The organism is Hymenobacter convexus, from assembly GCF_030580955.1.
In the GTDB taxonomy this organism is placed as follows: Bacteria; Bacteroidota; Bacteroidia; order Cytophagales; family Hymenobacteraceae; genus Hymenobacter.
The window spans coordinates 79434-93208 of sequence record NZ_JAUQON010000012.1 but is presented as its reverse complement, the minus strand read 5'-3'; the positions used below and the strand labels follow the sequence as shown (position 1 = coordinate 93208).

The 13775-nt window shown below is 62.6% G+C and carries 10 protein-coding genes; 4 read left to right on the top strand and 6 right to left on the bottom strand.

Features of this window, described 5'->3' with window-relative positions:
• Positions 1-3: 3 nt before the first annotated feature.
• On the top strand, positions 4-453 hold the full coding sequence (locus Q4S41_RS21090; protein ID WP_305033119.1) for a GNAT family N-acetyltransferase: 450 nt from the start codon (positions 4-6) through the stop codon (positions 451-453).
• A 24-nt stretch (positions 454-477) separates the two neighbouring features.
• On the opposite strand, the gene Q4S41_RS21085 is transcribed toward Q4S41_RS21090, so the two are convergent.
• Positions 478-1530 carry a LacI family DNA-binding transcriptional regulator gene (locus Q4S41_RS21085; protein WP_305033118.1) on the bottom strand — a complete coding sequence of 351 codons (1053 nt, stop codon included), beginning with the start codon at positions 1528-1530 and terminating at the stop codon, positions 478-480.
• A 249-nt stretch (positions 1531-1779) separates the two neighbouring features.
• Here Q4S41_RS21085 and Q4S41_RS21080 point away from each other — a divergent pair, with 249 nt between their 5' ends.
• Complete coding sequence (locus Q4S41_RS21080) at positions 1780-2856, top strand: LacI family DNA-binding transcriptional regulator (protein WP_305033117.1); 1077 nt, start codon at positions 1780-1782, stop codon at positions 2854-2856.
• A gap of 168 nt (positions 2857-3024) precedes the next feature.
• Here the strand turns inward: Q4S41_RS21080 and paaZ are convergent, their stop codons facing one another.
• Entirely contained in the window at positions 3025-5088 is a 2064-nt protein-coding gene (paaZ, locus tag Q4S41_RS21075; RefSeq protein ID WP_305033116.1) for a phenylacetic acid degradation bifunctional protein PaaZ, read from the bottom strand.
• 300 nt (positions 5089-5388) lie between these two features.
• On the opposite strand from paaZ, the gene Q4S41_RS21070 reads away from it, so the two are divergent.
• Together Q4S41_RS21070 and Q4S41_RS21065 are read left to right on the top strand one after the other, a co-directional pair.
• Positions 5389-6396: a pectinesterase family protein gene (locus Q4S41_RS21070; RefSeq protein ID WP_305033115.1), complete on the top strand. Its 1008-nt coding sequence runs from the start codon at positions 5389-5391 to the stop codon at positions 6394-6396.
• 185 nt (positions 6397-6581) lie between these two features.
• Positions 6582-7436: an alpha/beta fold hydrolase gene (locus Q4S41_RS21065; protein WP_305033114.1), complete on the top strand. Its 855-nt coding sequence runs from the start codon at positions 6582-6584 to the stop codon at positions 7434-7436.
• An 83-nt stretch (positions 7437-7519) separates the two neighbouring features.
• Here Q4S41_RS21065 and Q4S41_RS21060 read toward each other — a convergent pair whose 3' ends face one another.
• The 4 genes from Q4S41_RS21060 to Q4S41_RS21045 all read right to left on the bottom strand — a co-directional run bounded on the left by Q4S41_RS21060 (position 7520) and on the right by Q4S41_RS21045 (position 13752).
• A complete protein-coding gene (locus Q4S41_RS21060; protein ID WP_305033113.1) occupies positions 7520-8173 on the bottom strand; it encodes a PepSY-associated TM helix domain-containing protein in 654 nt (217 codons plus the stop codon).
• Positions 8163-9698, bottom strand: coding sequence for a DUF2271 domain-containing protein (locus Q4S41_RS21055; protein WP_305033112.1), 1536 nt, complete (start codon positions 9696-9698; stop codon positions 8163-8165). The genes Q4S41_RS21060 and Q4S41_RS21055 overlap by 11 nt, the downstream gene beginning before the upstream one ends.
• 336 nt (positions 9699-10034) lie before the next feature.
• Positions 10035-12188 (bottom strand): glycoside hydrolase family 97 protein, encoded by a 2154-nt coding sequence (locus Q4S41_RS21050; RefSeq protein WP_305033111.1) that lies wholly within the window; start codon positions 12186-12188, stop codon positions 10035-10037.
• Between the two features lie 214 nt (positions 12189-12402).
• Positions 12403-13752: an ATP-binding protein gene (locus tag Q4S41_RS21045; RefSeq protein WP_305033110.1), complete on the bottom strand. Its 1350-nt coding sequence runs from the start codon at positions 13750-13752 to the stop codon at positions 12403-12405.
• Positions 13753-13775: the final 23 nt, after the last annotated feature.

Genomic DNA, 13775 nt, shown 5'->3' with positions numbered 1-13775 from the left:
CCCATGCTACGCCTCGTTCGCACCACTTCTGAAAACGCCGATTTCCGGGCGCTTGTGCAGCTGCTCGACCAGGATTTGGCCCGCCGCGACGGGGCCGAACACGCGTTTTATGCGCAGTTCAACAAGATTGCCAAAATCAACCACGCCGTGGTGGCCTACCTCGGCGACGAGCCCGTGGGCTGCGGCGCCATGAAGGAATTTGAGGCCGGCCAGATGGAAATCAAGCGCATGTTTGTGCAGCCGGCGCACCGCGGCACGGGCGTGGCCCCCGCCGTGCTGGCCGAGCTGGAGCGCTGGGCCCGGGAGCAGAAATACACCGCCTGCGTGCTCGAAACCGGCAAAAAACAGCCCGAAGCCATTCGGCTATACGAGAAAAGCGGCTACGAATTCACGCCGAACTACGGCCAGTACATCGGGGTGGAGAATAGCGTATGCTTGCGCAAAGCGCTTTAACAGAACGACGCCGGCCTACGTCGTTCACCGCACCACGCTTTCCTGCGAGCGGTGCAACGACGAGGTGCGGATGACCAACTCGGGCTTGAGGATGAGGTGGGGCGGCGTGTAGGCCGGGCCGCGCTTGAGGAGCTGCAGAAACAGGCGCACGGCGGTTTCGCCCATTTGCTCGGGGCGCTGGTCGATGACGGTGATTTGGGGCTGCGTCATGGCCGTGAAGGGGTCGTTGCTGAAGCAGGCGATGGCCAGGTCCTGCGGCACGCGACGTCCCTGGTCGCGCAGCACCTCCATGGCGCCCACCGTGGGGATGGCGTAGGCCGCGAACACGGCATCGAGCCCGGCATTGAGGGCCAGTAGGTGCTGCATGCCCAGGCGGCCGGCCTCGTGAGTGAGGGCGGGCAGGGCGTAGGTCCATTCCTCCTCGTAGGGCAGGCCGTGAGCGCGCAGGGCCTCGCGGTAGCCCAGGTAGCGGTTGCGGCTGGTGTTGAGGTGCTGCGGGCCGGCGAGGTGGGCAATGCGCGTGCAGCCCTGCGCAATAAGGTGCGAAACGGCTTGGTAGGCACCCTGCAAGTCGTCGAGAATAACGGCCATGCTGTTGGGTAGTTCGGGCACGCGGTCGAAGAACACCAGCGGAATGCCCTGGCGCCGCACCTGCTCGAAGTGCTGCACCTCGCCGTGCGTGGTGGCCGACACGGACATGAGAATGCCCTCCACCTGCGCATCGAGGAAGGTTTCGATGTTGCGCTGCTCGCGCCGCACGTCCTCGTTGCTCTGGCACATCATCACGTTGAAGCCTTCGCGGGTGGCTACTTTCTCGATGCCGTTCATCACGGCCGGAAAAAAATAGCCCTTGATGTGGGGCACAATCACGCCCAGCGTCTTGCTGTGGCCTTTGCGCAGGGCAGCGGCCAGCTGGTTGGGGCGGTAGCTGAGCTCCTGGGCCAGCTCGCGCACCCGCTGCTTGGTGGTTTCGCTGATGTCTTTGTGGTCGGCCAGCGCCCGCGAAACCGTGGAGATGGAGAGATTGAGCTGCTGGGCTAAGTCGCGGATGGAAGTCTGTTGTTTTTTGGCGGCCATGGGGCAGGGGCGTGAGGAAAGCAGAAAGGAGGTGTGGGGTTGGCGGGGCCGAAAGGGCGCACATTCCCCCAAAGTAGCCCCGAAAACCGGCTCTGCAAGCTTGTGGCCAATGCTCAAGTGGCTGCTGCAACTGTGGGTGCCCCGGTTTCGGTCGGAAGCCGCGCGGCAACGTAAGCAAAGGTGGCCCTGCGCTGGCAAGTCTGGAAGGGTTTCTACCTTTGCGCCCCTTAAGCCCGCAAAGCCCCTTAAATGAGTGAGAAAGTAAAAAAGCGCACGCTGATTAGCGACATCGCCAGCCATTTGGAAGTTTCCATTGCCACGGTGTCGCTGGTGCTCAACGGCAAGGCCAAGCAGAGCCGCATCAGCGACGCCGTGGCCGCCCGCGTGCTGGCCTACGTGAAGGAAGTGGGCTACAAGCCCAACCAGCTGGCCAAAAGCCTGCGCACGGGCAAAACCCACGTCATCGGGCTGGTGGTGGAAGACATTGCCAACCCGTTCTTCGCCACCGTGGCCGCCCTCATTGAGCGGCAGGCTTTTGAGCGCGGCTACCGCATCATTTATTGCAGCACCAACAACGACCCGGCCCGCGCCCGTGAGCTGATTACCATGTTTCAGGAGCGGCACGTGGACGGCTACATCGTGGTGCCCGCCGAGGGCGTGGAGGGGCAGTTGGCCGAGATTTTGCGCGAGCAAACCCCCATGGTGCTCTTTGACCGCTACCTGCCGCAACAGCCCACCAACCACGTGGTGGTGGACGGCGCCCAGGGCACCCACGCCGCTGCTCGGCACCTGCTGGAGCAGGGCTTCTCCAACATTGCCTTCGTCACCACCAGCTCGGAGCAAACCCAGATGCAGGCGCGCCTGGCGGGCTATCGGCGGGCCATGCAGGAGCACCAGCTGCCCGAAACCGTGAAGCAGGTGGCCGTGGGCCAGGAACCCGAGGCCGTCATTGCCGAAATACGGGCGTTCATCCACGCACACCGGCAATGCGACGCCATCATCTTCTCCACCAATTACCTCAGCATCTACGGCCTCGAAGCCATTGGCCAACTGGGCCTGCGCATTCCCGACGACCTAGCCCTGGTTTCTTACGACGACCACGACCTGTTCCGGCTCTACACGCCGGCCATCACGGTGATTGCGCAGCCGGTGGAGGCCATTGCCAAAAACGTCATCGACATTCTGCTGGAGGAACTAAAAAACTGCTCCGACGGGGCGCCCCGCCCCCTGCAGCAACTAATGCTGCCGCCGACGCTGGTGGTGCGCCAGTCGTCAGTGCGCAAGGCGGCATCGAAGAAGGTGCGCCAGCAGGAAGCCGCGCGCTAAAAGCGGTTTCCTAAGTACTGTGTGTCAGATTAATAAAAATGGTCATGCTGAGCGCCGCCGAAGCATCTCTACTGCGAGAGTAATTAAATTTACTATTGCAGTAGGGATGCTTCGGCGGCGCTCAGCATGACCGTTTTAGGGCGGGTGCCGACCAAGCGGACCTGCCTCTTATTCCTGGTTTTTCTTCTTCACCATCGTCAGAATAGTGGCCACGGCTACGGTTTCGCCGGTTTGGTCGGTCACTTCTACATACCACCGCACGATGCCTTTGGCTACGTCGGTTTCGTCGCGCTTTTCCTGGCCGATTTTTTCCTTCACTGTCAGCGTCACGCCGATGGTGGTGCCGGGATACACGGGCTTGGTAAAGCGGCACTCGTCGAGGCCGTAGTTGAGCAGCACGGGCCCTTTGCGCGGGTCGACGAACATGCCGGCGGCCTTGCTTAGGATGTAGTAGCCGTGGGCTACGCGGCCGGTGAAGAGCGTGCCTTCCAGCGAGGTAGCATCGACGTGGGCGTAGAAATTATCGCCCGACACCTGCGCGAAGGCGCTAATGTCGGCCTCCGTCACCGTGTGCTTGTGCGTGGTATAAGTCTGGCCGATTTCCAGCTCCTCGAAGTAGTGCTGAAAGGGGTGCTTGTCCTTCTCAATCTGCTTCGCTTTGGGCTGATACACTTCCGTAATGGCCGTAATCATGCTGGGTGAGCCTTGCAGGGCCACGCGTTGCATGAAGTGCTCCACGCCGCGCATGCCGCCCATTTCCTGGCCGCCGCCCGCCCGGCCCGGCCCGCCGTGGATGAGCAGGGGCAGGGGCGAGCCGTGCCCGGTGCTTTCCTTGGCCATTTCCTCGTTGATGACCAGGATGCGGCCGTGGTTGGTGGCCGCGCCCAGCACGAAATCCTGGGCCGTACGCGGGTCGTTGGTGGCGATGGAGCACACCAGCGAGCCGCGGCCCATGTTCACGAGTTGCACGGCTTCCTCGGTGTCGTGGTAAGGCATGAGGGTGGCCACGGGGCCGAAGGCCTCGATTTCGTGCGAGTCGAGGTGCTTGAAGGGCTCCTTGTTGAGCAGCAGGATGGGCGAGCAGAAGGCGCCTTTTTCGGCGTGGGCGCCGCGGTCCTGGCCCAGCAACTCCACGTTTTCGAGGTCGCCGTACACAATGGGCGTGTTTTTGGCGAGGTGCGTCACTTGCTCGCGCAGGCGCTGCAGCTGCTCGCGGCCGGCCAGCGCGCCCATGCGCACGCCCTCCGCCAAGGGGTGGCCAATGGTGGTTTGTTTCAACAGCTTGCCCAGCGCAATCTGTACGTCTTCGAGCACGTCTTCGGGCACCAGAATGCGGCGGATGGCCGTGCATTTCTGGCCCGACTTGCCGGTCATTTCCTTGCGCACCTCCTTCACAAACAGGTCAAATTCCGGCGTGCCGGGCTTGGCGTCGAGGCCCAGCACGGCGGCGTTCAGCGAGTCGGCTTCCATGGTGAAGGGCACGGCTTCGGCGAGGATGCGCGGGTGGGCGCGTAGCTTGCGCCCGGTGGCGGCCGAGCCGGTGAAGGTCACCACGTCCTGGTAGGTCACGTGGTCGAGCAGGCCCTCGCCGGTGCCCACCACCAGTTGCAACGCGCCCTCGGGCAGGATGCCGGAGGCGATGATTTCGCGCACCACGGCTTCGGTGAGGTAGGCCGAGGGCACGGCGGGCTTCACCACGGCGGGCATGCCGGCCAGCAGGTTCACGGCAATTTTCTCCAGCATGCCCCACACCGGGAAGTTGTAGGCGTTGATGTGCACGGCCACGCCCTCGCGCGGCACCATCAGGTGCTGGGCCATGAAGGTGCCGCCCTTGCTCAGGCCCACCGGCTCGCCCTCCACGTAAAACGGCTTGTCCGGGAACTTGCGGCGCAGCGAGGCATTGGCAAACAGGTTGCCGATACCGCCCTCGATGTCGACCCACGAATCGGCCCGGGTAGCGCCGGAGCGGTAGCTCAGCTCGTAGAAAATTTCCTTTTTCTCCAGCAGGTGGAAAGCCAGGGCCTTGAGCATCCGGCCGCGCTCGTGAAACGTCATGCGGCGCAGCTTGGGGTTGCCCACGCGGCGGCCGTAGTCGAGGATGGCTTCGAAATCGAAGCCGCCGGTATTGGCCAGGGCAATGACTTCGCCGGTGCTGGCGTCGAGGAGTTCCTGCGGGGCGGTGGCGCCGGGCGTCCAGCGGCCGAGGGTATAGTTTTCGAGGGTGGGCGTCATGGGTGGGAGTGGGGGTGGTGGAATTAATGGGTAAAAAAACGTCATGCTGAGCGCAGTCGAAGCATCTCTACCGCTTCGTTCTTACGTGGCGCCTCACCCCCAGCCCCTCTCCCAAAGGAGAGGGGAGCCTGATGAAGCAAAAAAGGCATTCAGCACAACGAGCTTTTTTAGTTCAGTTGAACTTCGGAAGCCGTTGCACAAAGTTAGGTTTCTGGCCGGGCCCGCGCGAGTGCTTTGCGCCGCGCTGCGGTACTTGCTGTTCCATTCCGATTGCGGCTACTTCCTTCTTCTCCAAACGCTATGATTCTCCGCCGTTTCTTGCTGGCTGGCAGCCTGCTTCTCGCCAGCCAAAGCCTCTTCGCTCAGGCCACGCCGCCCACTCCGGCCGTGCCAGCCAAGGTGGAAACCTTTCTGGTGCCCATCCGCCTCACGGTGGCGCCGGACGGCTCCGGCGACTACCGCACCGTGCAGGAGGCCGTGCTGGCCGTGCGCGATTTTATGCAAGTGACGGCCACCATCTTCATCAAAAACGGCACGTACAAAGAGAAGCTGCTGGTGCCTTCGCAGAAAACCCACATCACCCTGCTGGGCGAGAGCCGCGAGGGCGTGGTCATCACCTTCGGCGATTACTCGGGCGATGCTGAGAAGCACAGCACCTACAGCTCCTCCACGGCGCGGGTGCAGGGCAACGACTTCACGGCCGAAAACATTACGTTCGAAAACTCGGCCGGGCCGGTGGGGCAGGCCGTGGCCCTGCACGTGGAGGGCGACCGCGCCACCTTTCGCCATTGCCGCATGCTGGGCAACCAGGACACGCTGTTTCCGGCCACCGAGAACAGCCGGCAGTACTACCAGGACTGCTACATCGAAGGCACCACAGACTTCATTTTCGGCGGCAGCACGGTGGTGTTCGACCATTGCACCATCTTCAGCAAGTCGAATTCCTACATCACGGCCGCCTCCACTTCGCCGCGCCAGAAGTTCGGTTTCGTGTTCCTCGATTGCACCCTCACGGCCGCACCTGCCGCCACCAAGGTCTACCTTGGCCGGCCCTGGCGGCCCCATTCTAACACGGTTTTTCTCAACACCGAGATGGGTGCCCACATCACCGCCGCCGGCTGGGACAACTGGCACGCACCCACCAATGAGCAAACGGCCTACTATGCCGAGTTCAACTCCCGCGGCCCCGGCGCCAACTCGGCCGGCCGGGTGAAATGGGCGCACCAGCTCACAGCCAAAGAAGCTAAAAAGTACACGCTAAAAACCATTTTCGGCGGCTCGCAGCCCTGGGAGCCGCGGCAAAATTAGTACGGCCGCGGGCCGGAAGAATAATCCGGCAAAGCGTTGGTAATGGGTATGATGCTGCCAAAAGAAGTGGCGATTTTGTGAATTGGGGCAAGCTTAGCTGAAAAAAAACAGGCGGCTGAAAAAGAACCGTAATGCGGAAGCGCCTCGTAATAAAACAACATCATTCACCCAAACCTTCCTTTCGCATGAGTTACATCAAGGCCGGCCAGGACGCCAACGGCGAAGACATCAAACTGCATTACACCGACCAGGGCCAGGGCGCCACGGTGGTGCTCATTCACGGCTGGCCCCAGAGCCACGAGGCCTGGACTTACCAGTTGGGCGAATTGCCCAAGCACGGCCTGCGCGTGGTGGCCTACACCCGCCGCGGCTTCGGCAACTCGTCCAAGCCCTTCGAGGGCTACGACTACGACACGCTGGCCGACGACCTGAAAGCCGTGCTCGACACCCTGAACCTACAAAACGTGACGCTGGTGGGCTTCTCGATGGGCGGCGGCGAAGTGGCCCGTTACATGAGCCGCCACGGCGGTGCCCGCGTGGCCAAAGTGGCCTTCGTGTCGGCCGTGACGCCCTACCTGCTCAAAACCGACGACAACCCCGACGGCGTGGACAAGTCGACTTTCGACGACATCCAGGAAAACATTGCCAAGGACCGGTTCGGCTTCCTGCAAACCTTTGGCAAGCAGTTCTACGGCGAGGGGCCACTAAGCAACCCCGTAAGCCAGGCCGTGCTGGATTGGTCGTTTGGCATGGCCTCGTTGGGCTCGCACCAGGCCACGGTGGCTTGCGGCCATGCCTTCGCCGAAACCGATTTCCGCCAGGATTTGGCTACCATCAAAGTGCCGGCCCTCGTCATCCACGGCGAAGACGATAAGACGGTGCCCATCAAAAATAGCGCCGACCGCATGAGCCAGCACCTGCCCCACGCCACCTACATCACCTACGAAGGCGCGCCGCACGGCCTGTTCATCACCGACAAAGACAAGCTCAACCGCGACCTGATTGACTTCGCCACCGGCACCGATGTGCGCGGCGGCTAGCAGAGCTAGCGCAGGTTGAATCCCACAAAAAAGCCCCGACGCTGCACAGCGTCGGGGCTTTTTTGATGTCACCCGTTACCTACTCACGGCACCAGCAGCCAGTAGAGCAGGTAGCAAATGACGCCGCCGACAATGCCCACTATCATGCCTCTTACTCGCTTGTTTTTCAGGAAAAATAGCATGGCCAGCCCGCTGAGCGACACCACGACCAAAAAAACCGCCGAAATGTCAATCAGCCAGCTCCAGCCCGGGCCGCTGTCGCGGCCCTTGTGCAGGTCGTTGAGTACGGCCACCCAGCCCAGCCGCAACTCCGTGAGCTTGAAGGTGCCGGCCGCGCGGTCGATGAAGGCATCGGCGCTGTAGCCGGGGCCTTTGAAGGAGACGGAGCACTGGTCGTCTTCCACTAGAAAGTCGCTCATGGCGCCCTTCACGCCGTATTTACTGCGCAGTAGCTCCACGATTTCCAGCTTGCGAATGCGAGCGGTGTCGGGCGCGTTCACCCATATCGCGGGGAGGGTGCCGGTGCGCTTGCTCTCGGCCTGCTGCCCGTCGAACCACTCGGCGTGGTTCAGGGTGAGGCCCGTGACCGAGAAAAACAGCACCACGAAGAAGCTGAGCATCGACAAGTACAGGTGCAGCCAGCGCGACCACGCGGCCCCGCGCTTTTTCCAGACCTGCTTGGCAGACTTGCCGGGGGCGTCGGCAGTTGGCTTCAGCGGCTCCTTGCTACTTGTCATCAGCCTTTTTGCGGAAGTCCACCGACGCCGACGCTACCTCGGTATTAGGCGGCAGTTCGAAATGCAGAGGCTTCTTCTTGGCCACGTTGAGGTCTTGCTTCAGCATCTGGTGAGTGCCGTGCTCGCGGGCTACTTCAACGAGCACCGTGTAGGTGCCGCCCTGGGGCACGAGGTTGCCTTTGTCGTCCTTGCCATCCCATTTCAGGGTGTACTTGCCCGGCGAGCGGGTGGCGCTGGCGGTGGAGCTGAGGGTACTGTTGGCGGCTGCGAATTGGTCGTAGTAAGTGGCGTACCAGAAGCGCATGTCGTCGAGCCAGCGGGGCTTGTTGTACCACAGCGCAATCTGGCGCACGGGCTGCTTTTTCTCGTCCACCACCCACACGGCCACGAAGGGCCGGTGCACGCGCACGCCCTCAATGGTGGCCAGCTCCAGGTTTATAGCTACTTCGTAGGCCGGGTCCCAAGGCTTGTCTTTGGTTGGGGCGGCCGGTTTTTCGGCGGCCGGTTTCGTGGCGGGCCGCGCCAGCTTGCGCCAACCGGCGCTTTCCAGCCGGCGGCCGTCGGCGGTGAGGAGCATAAATTCGGCGCCGGGTACGGCGGCTACCAGGGCCGGGCCTTCGGTGGTGGGCAGCACGTTCAGGGCCGTGGCCAGCGCGCCAGCATCCGTCGCCTTATCGGCCACCACGGTGGCGCTGATGACCTCACTGGCCGGCCGGCCCGTGCGCGGATCGATGATGTGCGAGTACCAGCGGCCGCCAATCAGCTCGCCGCGGCGGTAGTTGCCGCTGGTGGCAATGGTTTTGTCGCTCACCTGCAGCTGGGCCACGGGCTGGTCGTTTTCGGCGTCGGCCCTAGGGTTGCTCACGTTGATTTGCTCGGTGTGCTCGCCCCGCACCAGAATGTCGCCCCCAATATTCACCACCAGGCCGCTCACGCCGGGCGTGGCCAGGGCCGCCTCGGCGGCTTTGTTCATGATGTAGCTCTTGGCGAAGGAATTGAGGGCCAGCGGTGCCGTGCTGGTGCGCTGGGCCGTGTGGTTTTGGGCATTCAGCACGTAATGCTGCTGGTGCACAGCTGCCACAGCGGCGCTGATTTCGGCGGCGGTGGGCTGCCGGTTTTGCTTGGCGGCCTCGCGCCAGAGCTGGCCCACGGTTTCGGCCGAAGCATCCAGCGCGCCGTCGCTTTTCAGGCGCCACTGCTCAAACAGGGCCAGCACCTCGTACAGCTCCGGCGACACGGCCAGCGGCGCTTTGCCAGCCCGCATCCAGCGGCTGAACTCGCTGCTGGCATCGTAGCTGCTCAGGATTTTGTTCAGGCGGTCCACTTCGTGCAGGGCGGCGCTTTCGGCTTGGGTGGCGTGCTGTTCGGCGTCAGCATCAATCTTGATTTCGAGGGACGTACCCAGCACGTTCTCGTAGTCCGAAACGTAAAGCCTGGTGGCCTTGTGGGGCAAAAAAGCAACGCTGCCGGCCACGGCCAGCGGCAGCAGAAAACCGGCCACGCGGTTTGAAAACGGGTTTGTCATTTGGAAAAATTAGGTGGTTTGCAACGGGGGGCGGCAGTTTCAGGCCATCCCGGGCGTTGAGAATTCGGCTGTTGAGGGCTCCAACCCGGTCGCTAAATAACGGACCAATCAGCCTATGCAAAAGCCCGGCCAAGCGGCTATCGGCAGCAAGGCGTGGTTTATCGTCCAAACGTTGTACTTCGCCTCCCGGTGCTGACTTTCAGCAAAAATTCCGGACTGCTTGGGAGGCCGGCAAAACAAGTACCCCGAAGCTGTGCTTCGACTCGTCAGAACATTCATCGTTCAACGCGAGCCGAAGCATAGCTTCGGGGTACTTGTTTTGCCAACCCGTACTGCCTACTTCCCGGCCTCCACCACGCTGATGGCGTAGCCGCCACCCGGTGCGCAGTACTGCGCCAGCTTGCTTTTGCGCGTCACGTTCATTTTGCGGATGGTGTAGGCCTGCGGGTTCTTCTCATAGTGGGCGTCCTTGGCGTCGGCATAGATGGTGGCCACGTACTTTTTGCCGGGCTCCAGGAAGCTCAGGTTGATGTTCGAGGTGCGGCCGTTTTCGTCGCAGGTGCTGCCGATGAACCAGCTGCTTTTGCCCTTGGCCTTGCGGGCGATGGTAATGTAGTCGCCGGGCTCGGCTTCGAGCACGTGGGTGTCGTCCCAGTCCACGGCCACGTCCTTGATGAACTGGAAGGCGTCGAGGTGCTTGTTGTAGTTTTCGGGCAGGTCGGCGGCCATTTGCAGGGGCGAGTACATCGTCACATACAGCGCCATTTGGCGCACCAGGGTACTGTGCACGAACGACTTGTTGCTGGGGTTGATGGCGCTGATTTGCGTCTGGAAAATGCCCGGCGTGTAGTCCATCGGCCCGCCAATGAGGCGCGTGAAGGGCAGGATGGTGGTGTGGTCGGCGTTGTTGCCGCCGAAGGACTCGTACTCGGTGCCGCGGGCGGCCTCGTTGCCGATGAGGTTGGGATAGGTGCGGGCCAGGCCGGTGGGGCGCACGGCCTCGTGGCCGTTCACCATGATGTGGTGCTCGGCGGCTTTCTGCAGCACGAAGTTGTAGTGGTTAATCAGCCACTGGTCATAGTGGTGGTGGCCCAGGGGCACGATATCGCCCACGTAGCCGGTTTTCACGGCGTCGTAGCCGTACTTGTTCATGAAGTCGAAAGCGGCGTCGAGGTGGCGCTCGTAGTTGCGCACCGAGCCCGAGGTTTCGTGGTGCATGATGATTTTCACGTTCTTGCTGGCCGCATAGCGTTGCAATTCGGCCACGTCGAAATCGGGGTAGGGCGTCACGAAGTCGAACACGTAGTCCTTGTGCTTGCCGAACCAGTCTTCCCAGCCGGTGTTCCAGCCTTCCACCAGCACCGCGTCGAAGCCGTGCAGGGCGGCAAAATCGATGTATTCCTTCACGCGGGCAGTGTTGGCGCCGTGCGTGCCGTTGGGCTTCACCGACTTATAATCAACCGAATCGAGCTTGATGTTGTCCATGTTGGTGTACGACCACGTGCTTTTGCCCGTAATCATCTCCCACCACACGCCCACGTACTTCACCGGCTTAATCCAGCCCGTGTCCTTGAATTTGGTGGGCTCGTTGAGGTTCAGCACCAGCTTCGATTCCAGAATGTCGCCGGCCCGGTCGCTCACAATCACCGTGCGCCAGGGCGAGAGCGCCGGCGTCTGAATCAGGCCCTTGTCGCCCACCGCGTCGGGCGTGAGGTGCGATTCGAGCACCATGTTCTTGTCGTCCAGCTCCAGGCTCATGCACGAGTAGTCAATCAGCGCCGCCTCGTGGATGTTAATGTAAAGGCCGTCCTGGCTTTTGAGCATCAGCGGCGTCTGCAGGCCGGTGGGGGAGAAGGTGGTTTGCGAGGCGTTGGGCGTCACGGCGGCTTTCATTTTGCCGCGCACCTCGGAGAGCTTCGACGTCACGGTACTGTATTCCTGGGTGTCGTAGTCGCCGGGCAGCCAGAAGGCCTTGTGGTCGCCGGCCAGGGCAAACTGCGTGCGCTCCTCCTTGATGGTGAAGTAGTCGAGCTTGGGCTGGCGCGGAAACTCGTAGCGGAAGCCCAAGCCGTCGTCAAATACCCGAAACCGCACCCGGATACTGCGGCCGGTGGCGGCCTGCGCCAGCGTGACGGCCAGCTCATTGTAATGGTTCCGAATGGTTTTCACCTCGCCCCATACCGGTGCCCAGCTCTCATCGAAACTGCGCTGCTTGCTCTCGGCCACGGCAAAGCCGCTGGTGAGGGCGGTGGCGTTTTTGAGGTCGAGCCCCAGCTTGCTGGTTTTGATGACGCCGCGGCCCTTGTAGGTGAGGCGGTAGGTGGGCACGCCGTCGCTTTGCAGCGCAAACGTCAGCTTCAGCTGGCCGTTGGGCGAGTTAATGTCCTCGGCCCGGGCGGCCTGCCACAGCAGGCAAAGGCCGAAAAGCAGCACGGTGCGGGCCGCATTCTGCAGCGAAAAGCGGTTCGTAAACAAGCGGTGGGAATGCATAGGAGAACAGGTTGTGAAAACGTTTGCACAAAGTTCCCGTTTCTTCTGAGAAAAGCAAGTAAGGTTTCGCTGGCCCGGTTCGCAAAATGCTGGTCGGCCGCATCGTTGGGAAGTAGCCCCAGGCAGCGGAAGTGGCATTGGGGCGGCTGCCCGGCACGGCGGGCTGCCCGCCGGAGCCCACCTGTGTCCGGGGCGCGGGCCGCGGGTTAGTGCGTTAGTGCGTTAAAAGGATGCCTTCCTTTTGCAATTCACGCCGGATGCCAGCTTCTATTTCCGGCTGCTGAATGGCGGAGGCCCCCGCTGCCCGCGCTTTCAGGTTGCAGTAGCGAATCACGTTAATCATCGACCCGCCGGCGAGCTCCCATTTCTGCGCGATGCGGGCCAGGTCTACGTCGGCCGCCAGCGGCAGGCCGCTCGCAAAGGCGCGCTGCCAGAGCGTGTGGCGCAGGGCCTCGCCGGGCACCGGGAAATACACCACCGTCTGAAACCGGCGCAGAAAGGCCTTGTCGATGTTGTCTTTCAGGTTAGACGCCAGAATTATTACGCCGCGGTGGTCCTCGATGCGCTGCAGCAGGTAGGCAACCTCCTGGTTGGCGAAACGGTCGTTGGCGCTGGCGGTTTCCACCCGCTTCCCGAACAAGGCGTCGGCTTCATCGAAGAACAAAATCCAATCCTTGTCTTCGGCCTGGTCGAACACGGCCGCCAGGTTTTTTTCCGTCTCGCCGATGTACTTGGACACAATCATCGAAAGGTCGACGCGGTACACGTCGCGGCCGGTGCTTTTGCCCAGCAGGGCGGCCGTCACCGTCTTGCCCGTGCCGGGCGGGCCGTAGAAGAGGGCCCGGTAGCCGGGTTTCAGCCACCGGCCCAGGTCGGTGTCGCGGAGCAGCGCGGCGCCGTGCTCCAGCCAGCTCTGGATTTCGGTCACGCCCTGCAGCGTGTAGGGGTCGTGCACCAGGTCGGCCCATTCGTGGGTCGTGGCTACTATTTTGGCGGGGAACCGCTCGTTGTACGGCGGCGCGCCGAAGGTTCCGGTGGTGAAGTAGGCCGCGTAGTCTTCGGCCAGGCACAGCCCGCCGCTCAGCAGCGGCTCGTCTTTGCCCACCGGTTCCAGGCGCACGGCCCGGCTCCGGAGCAGCGCGCCCTCGGGCGCCAGGGCCGGCGCCTGCGCAATGCGCGCCGCGACGTCGGCGCCGGCCAGCAGGAAAAGGGCCGTTTCGCCGGTGGGCAGGAAGTTGCCGCTGCGGCCCGTCCACCCGCCAAATTCCGTAAATCGTTTGTTGTAAGTGGTGTTGTGGGCGAAGAAGCCGTCCAGCATTTCCGGGCGCAGGTGCGGGGCCAGGGTCAGCGCCAGCACGGTGCGCTCCGGCGTGCTCAGCGCGTGGCTGGTCACGAAATCGGCGTAGGCCGAGCCCGGCGGCAGCGGTGGGGGCGGCAGTTCGGCCAGGCTGGCGAAGGAGGGCTCTACTTCAAAAAAGAGGCGCAGCCGCAGGTCAATTAGCTGCTGCAGCCAGTGAAGCTCGGCGGCCAGCACGGCCGCATGGGAAGGCGAAGAGGGTGACATTTGAAGGGCAGGTGTTAGCTAAG

What these genes read in the sequence shown, in the direction of transcription:
- Q4S41_RS21090 (WP_305033119.1), top strand. Translation starts at nt 4, where the DNA reads ATGCTACGCCTCGTTCGCACCACTTCTGAAAACGCCGATTTCCGGGCG.
- Q4S41_RS21085 (WP_305033118.1), bottom strand. Translation starts at nt 1,530, where the DNA reads ATGGCCGCCAAAAAACAACAGACTTCCATCCGCGACTTAGCCCAGCAG.
- Q4S41_RS21080 (WP_305033117.1), top strand. Translation starts at nt 1,780, where the DNA reads ATGAGTGAGAAAGTAAAAAAGCGCACGCTGATTAGCGACATCGCCAGC.
- paaZ (WP_305033116.1), bottom strand. Translation starts at nt 5,088, where the DNA reads ATGACGCCCACCCTCGAAAACTATACCCTCGGCCGCTGGACGCCCGGC.
- Q4S41_RS21070 (WP_305033115.1), top strand. Translation starts at nt 5,389, where the DNA reads ATGATTCTCCGCCGTTTCTTGCTGGCTGGCAGCCTGCTTCTCGCCAGC.
- Q4S41_RS21065 (WP_305033114.1), top strand. Translation starts at nt 6,582, where the DNA reads ATGAGTTACATCAAGGCCGGCCAGGACGCCAACGGCGAAGACATCAAA.
- Q4S41_RS21060 (WP_305033113.1), bottom strand. Translation starts at nt 8,173, where the DNA reads ATGACAAGTAGCAAGGAGCCGCTGAAGCCAACTGCCGACGCCCCCGGC.
- Q4S41_RS21055 (WP_305033112.1), bottom strand. Translation starts at nt 9,698, where the DNA reads ATGACAAACCCGTTTTCAAACCGCGTGGCCGGTTTTCTGCTGCCGCTG.
- Q4S41_RS21050 (WP_305033111.1), bottom strand. Translation starts at nt 12,188, where the DNA reads ATGCATTCCCACCGCTTGTTTACGAACCGCTTTTCGCTGCAGAATGCG.
- Q4S41_RS21045 (WP_305033110.1), bottom strand. Translation starts at nt 13,752, where the DNA reads ATGTCACCCTCTTCGCCTTCCCATGCGGCCGTGCTGGCCGCCGAGCTT.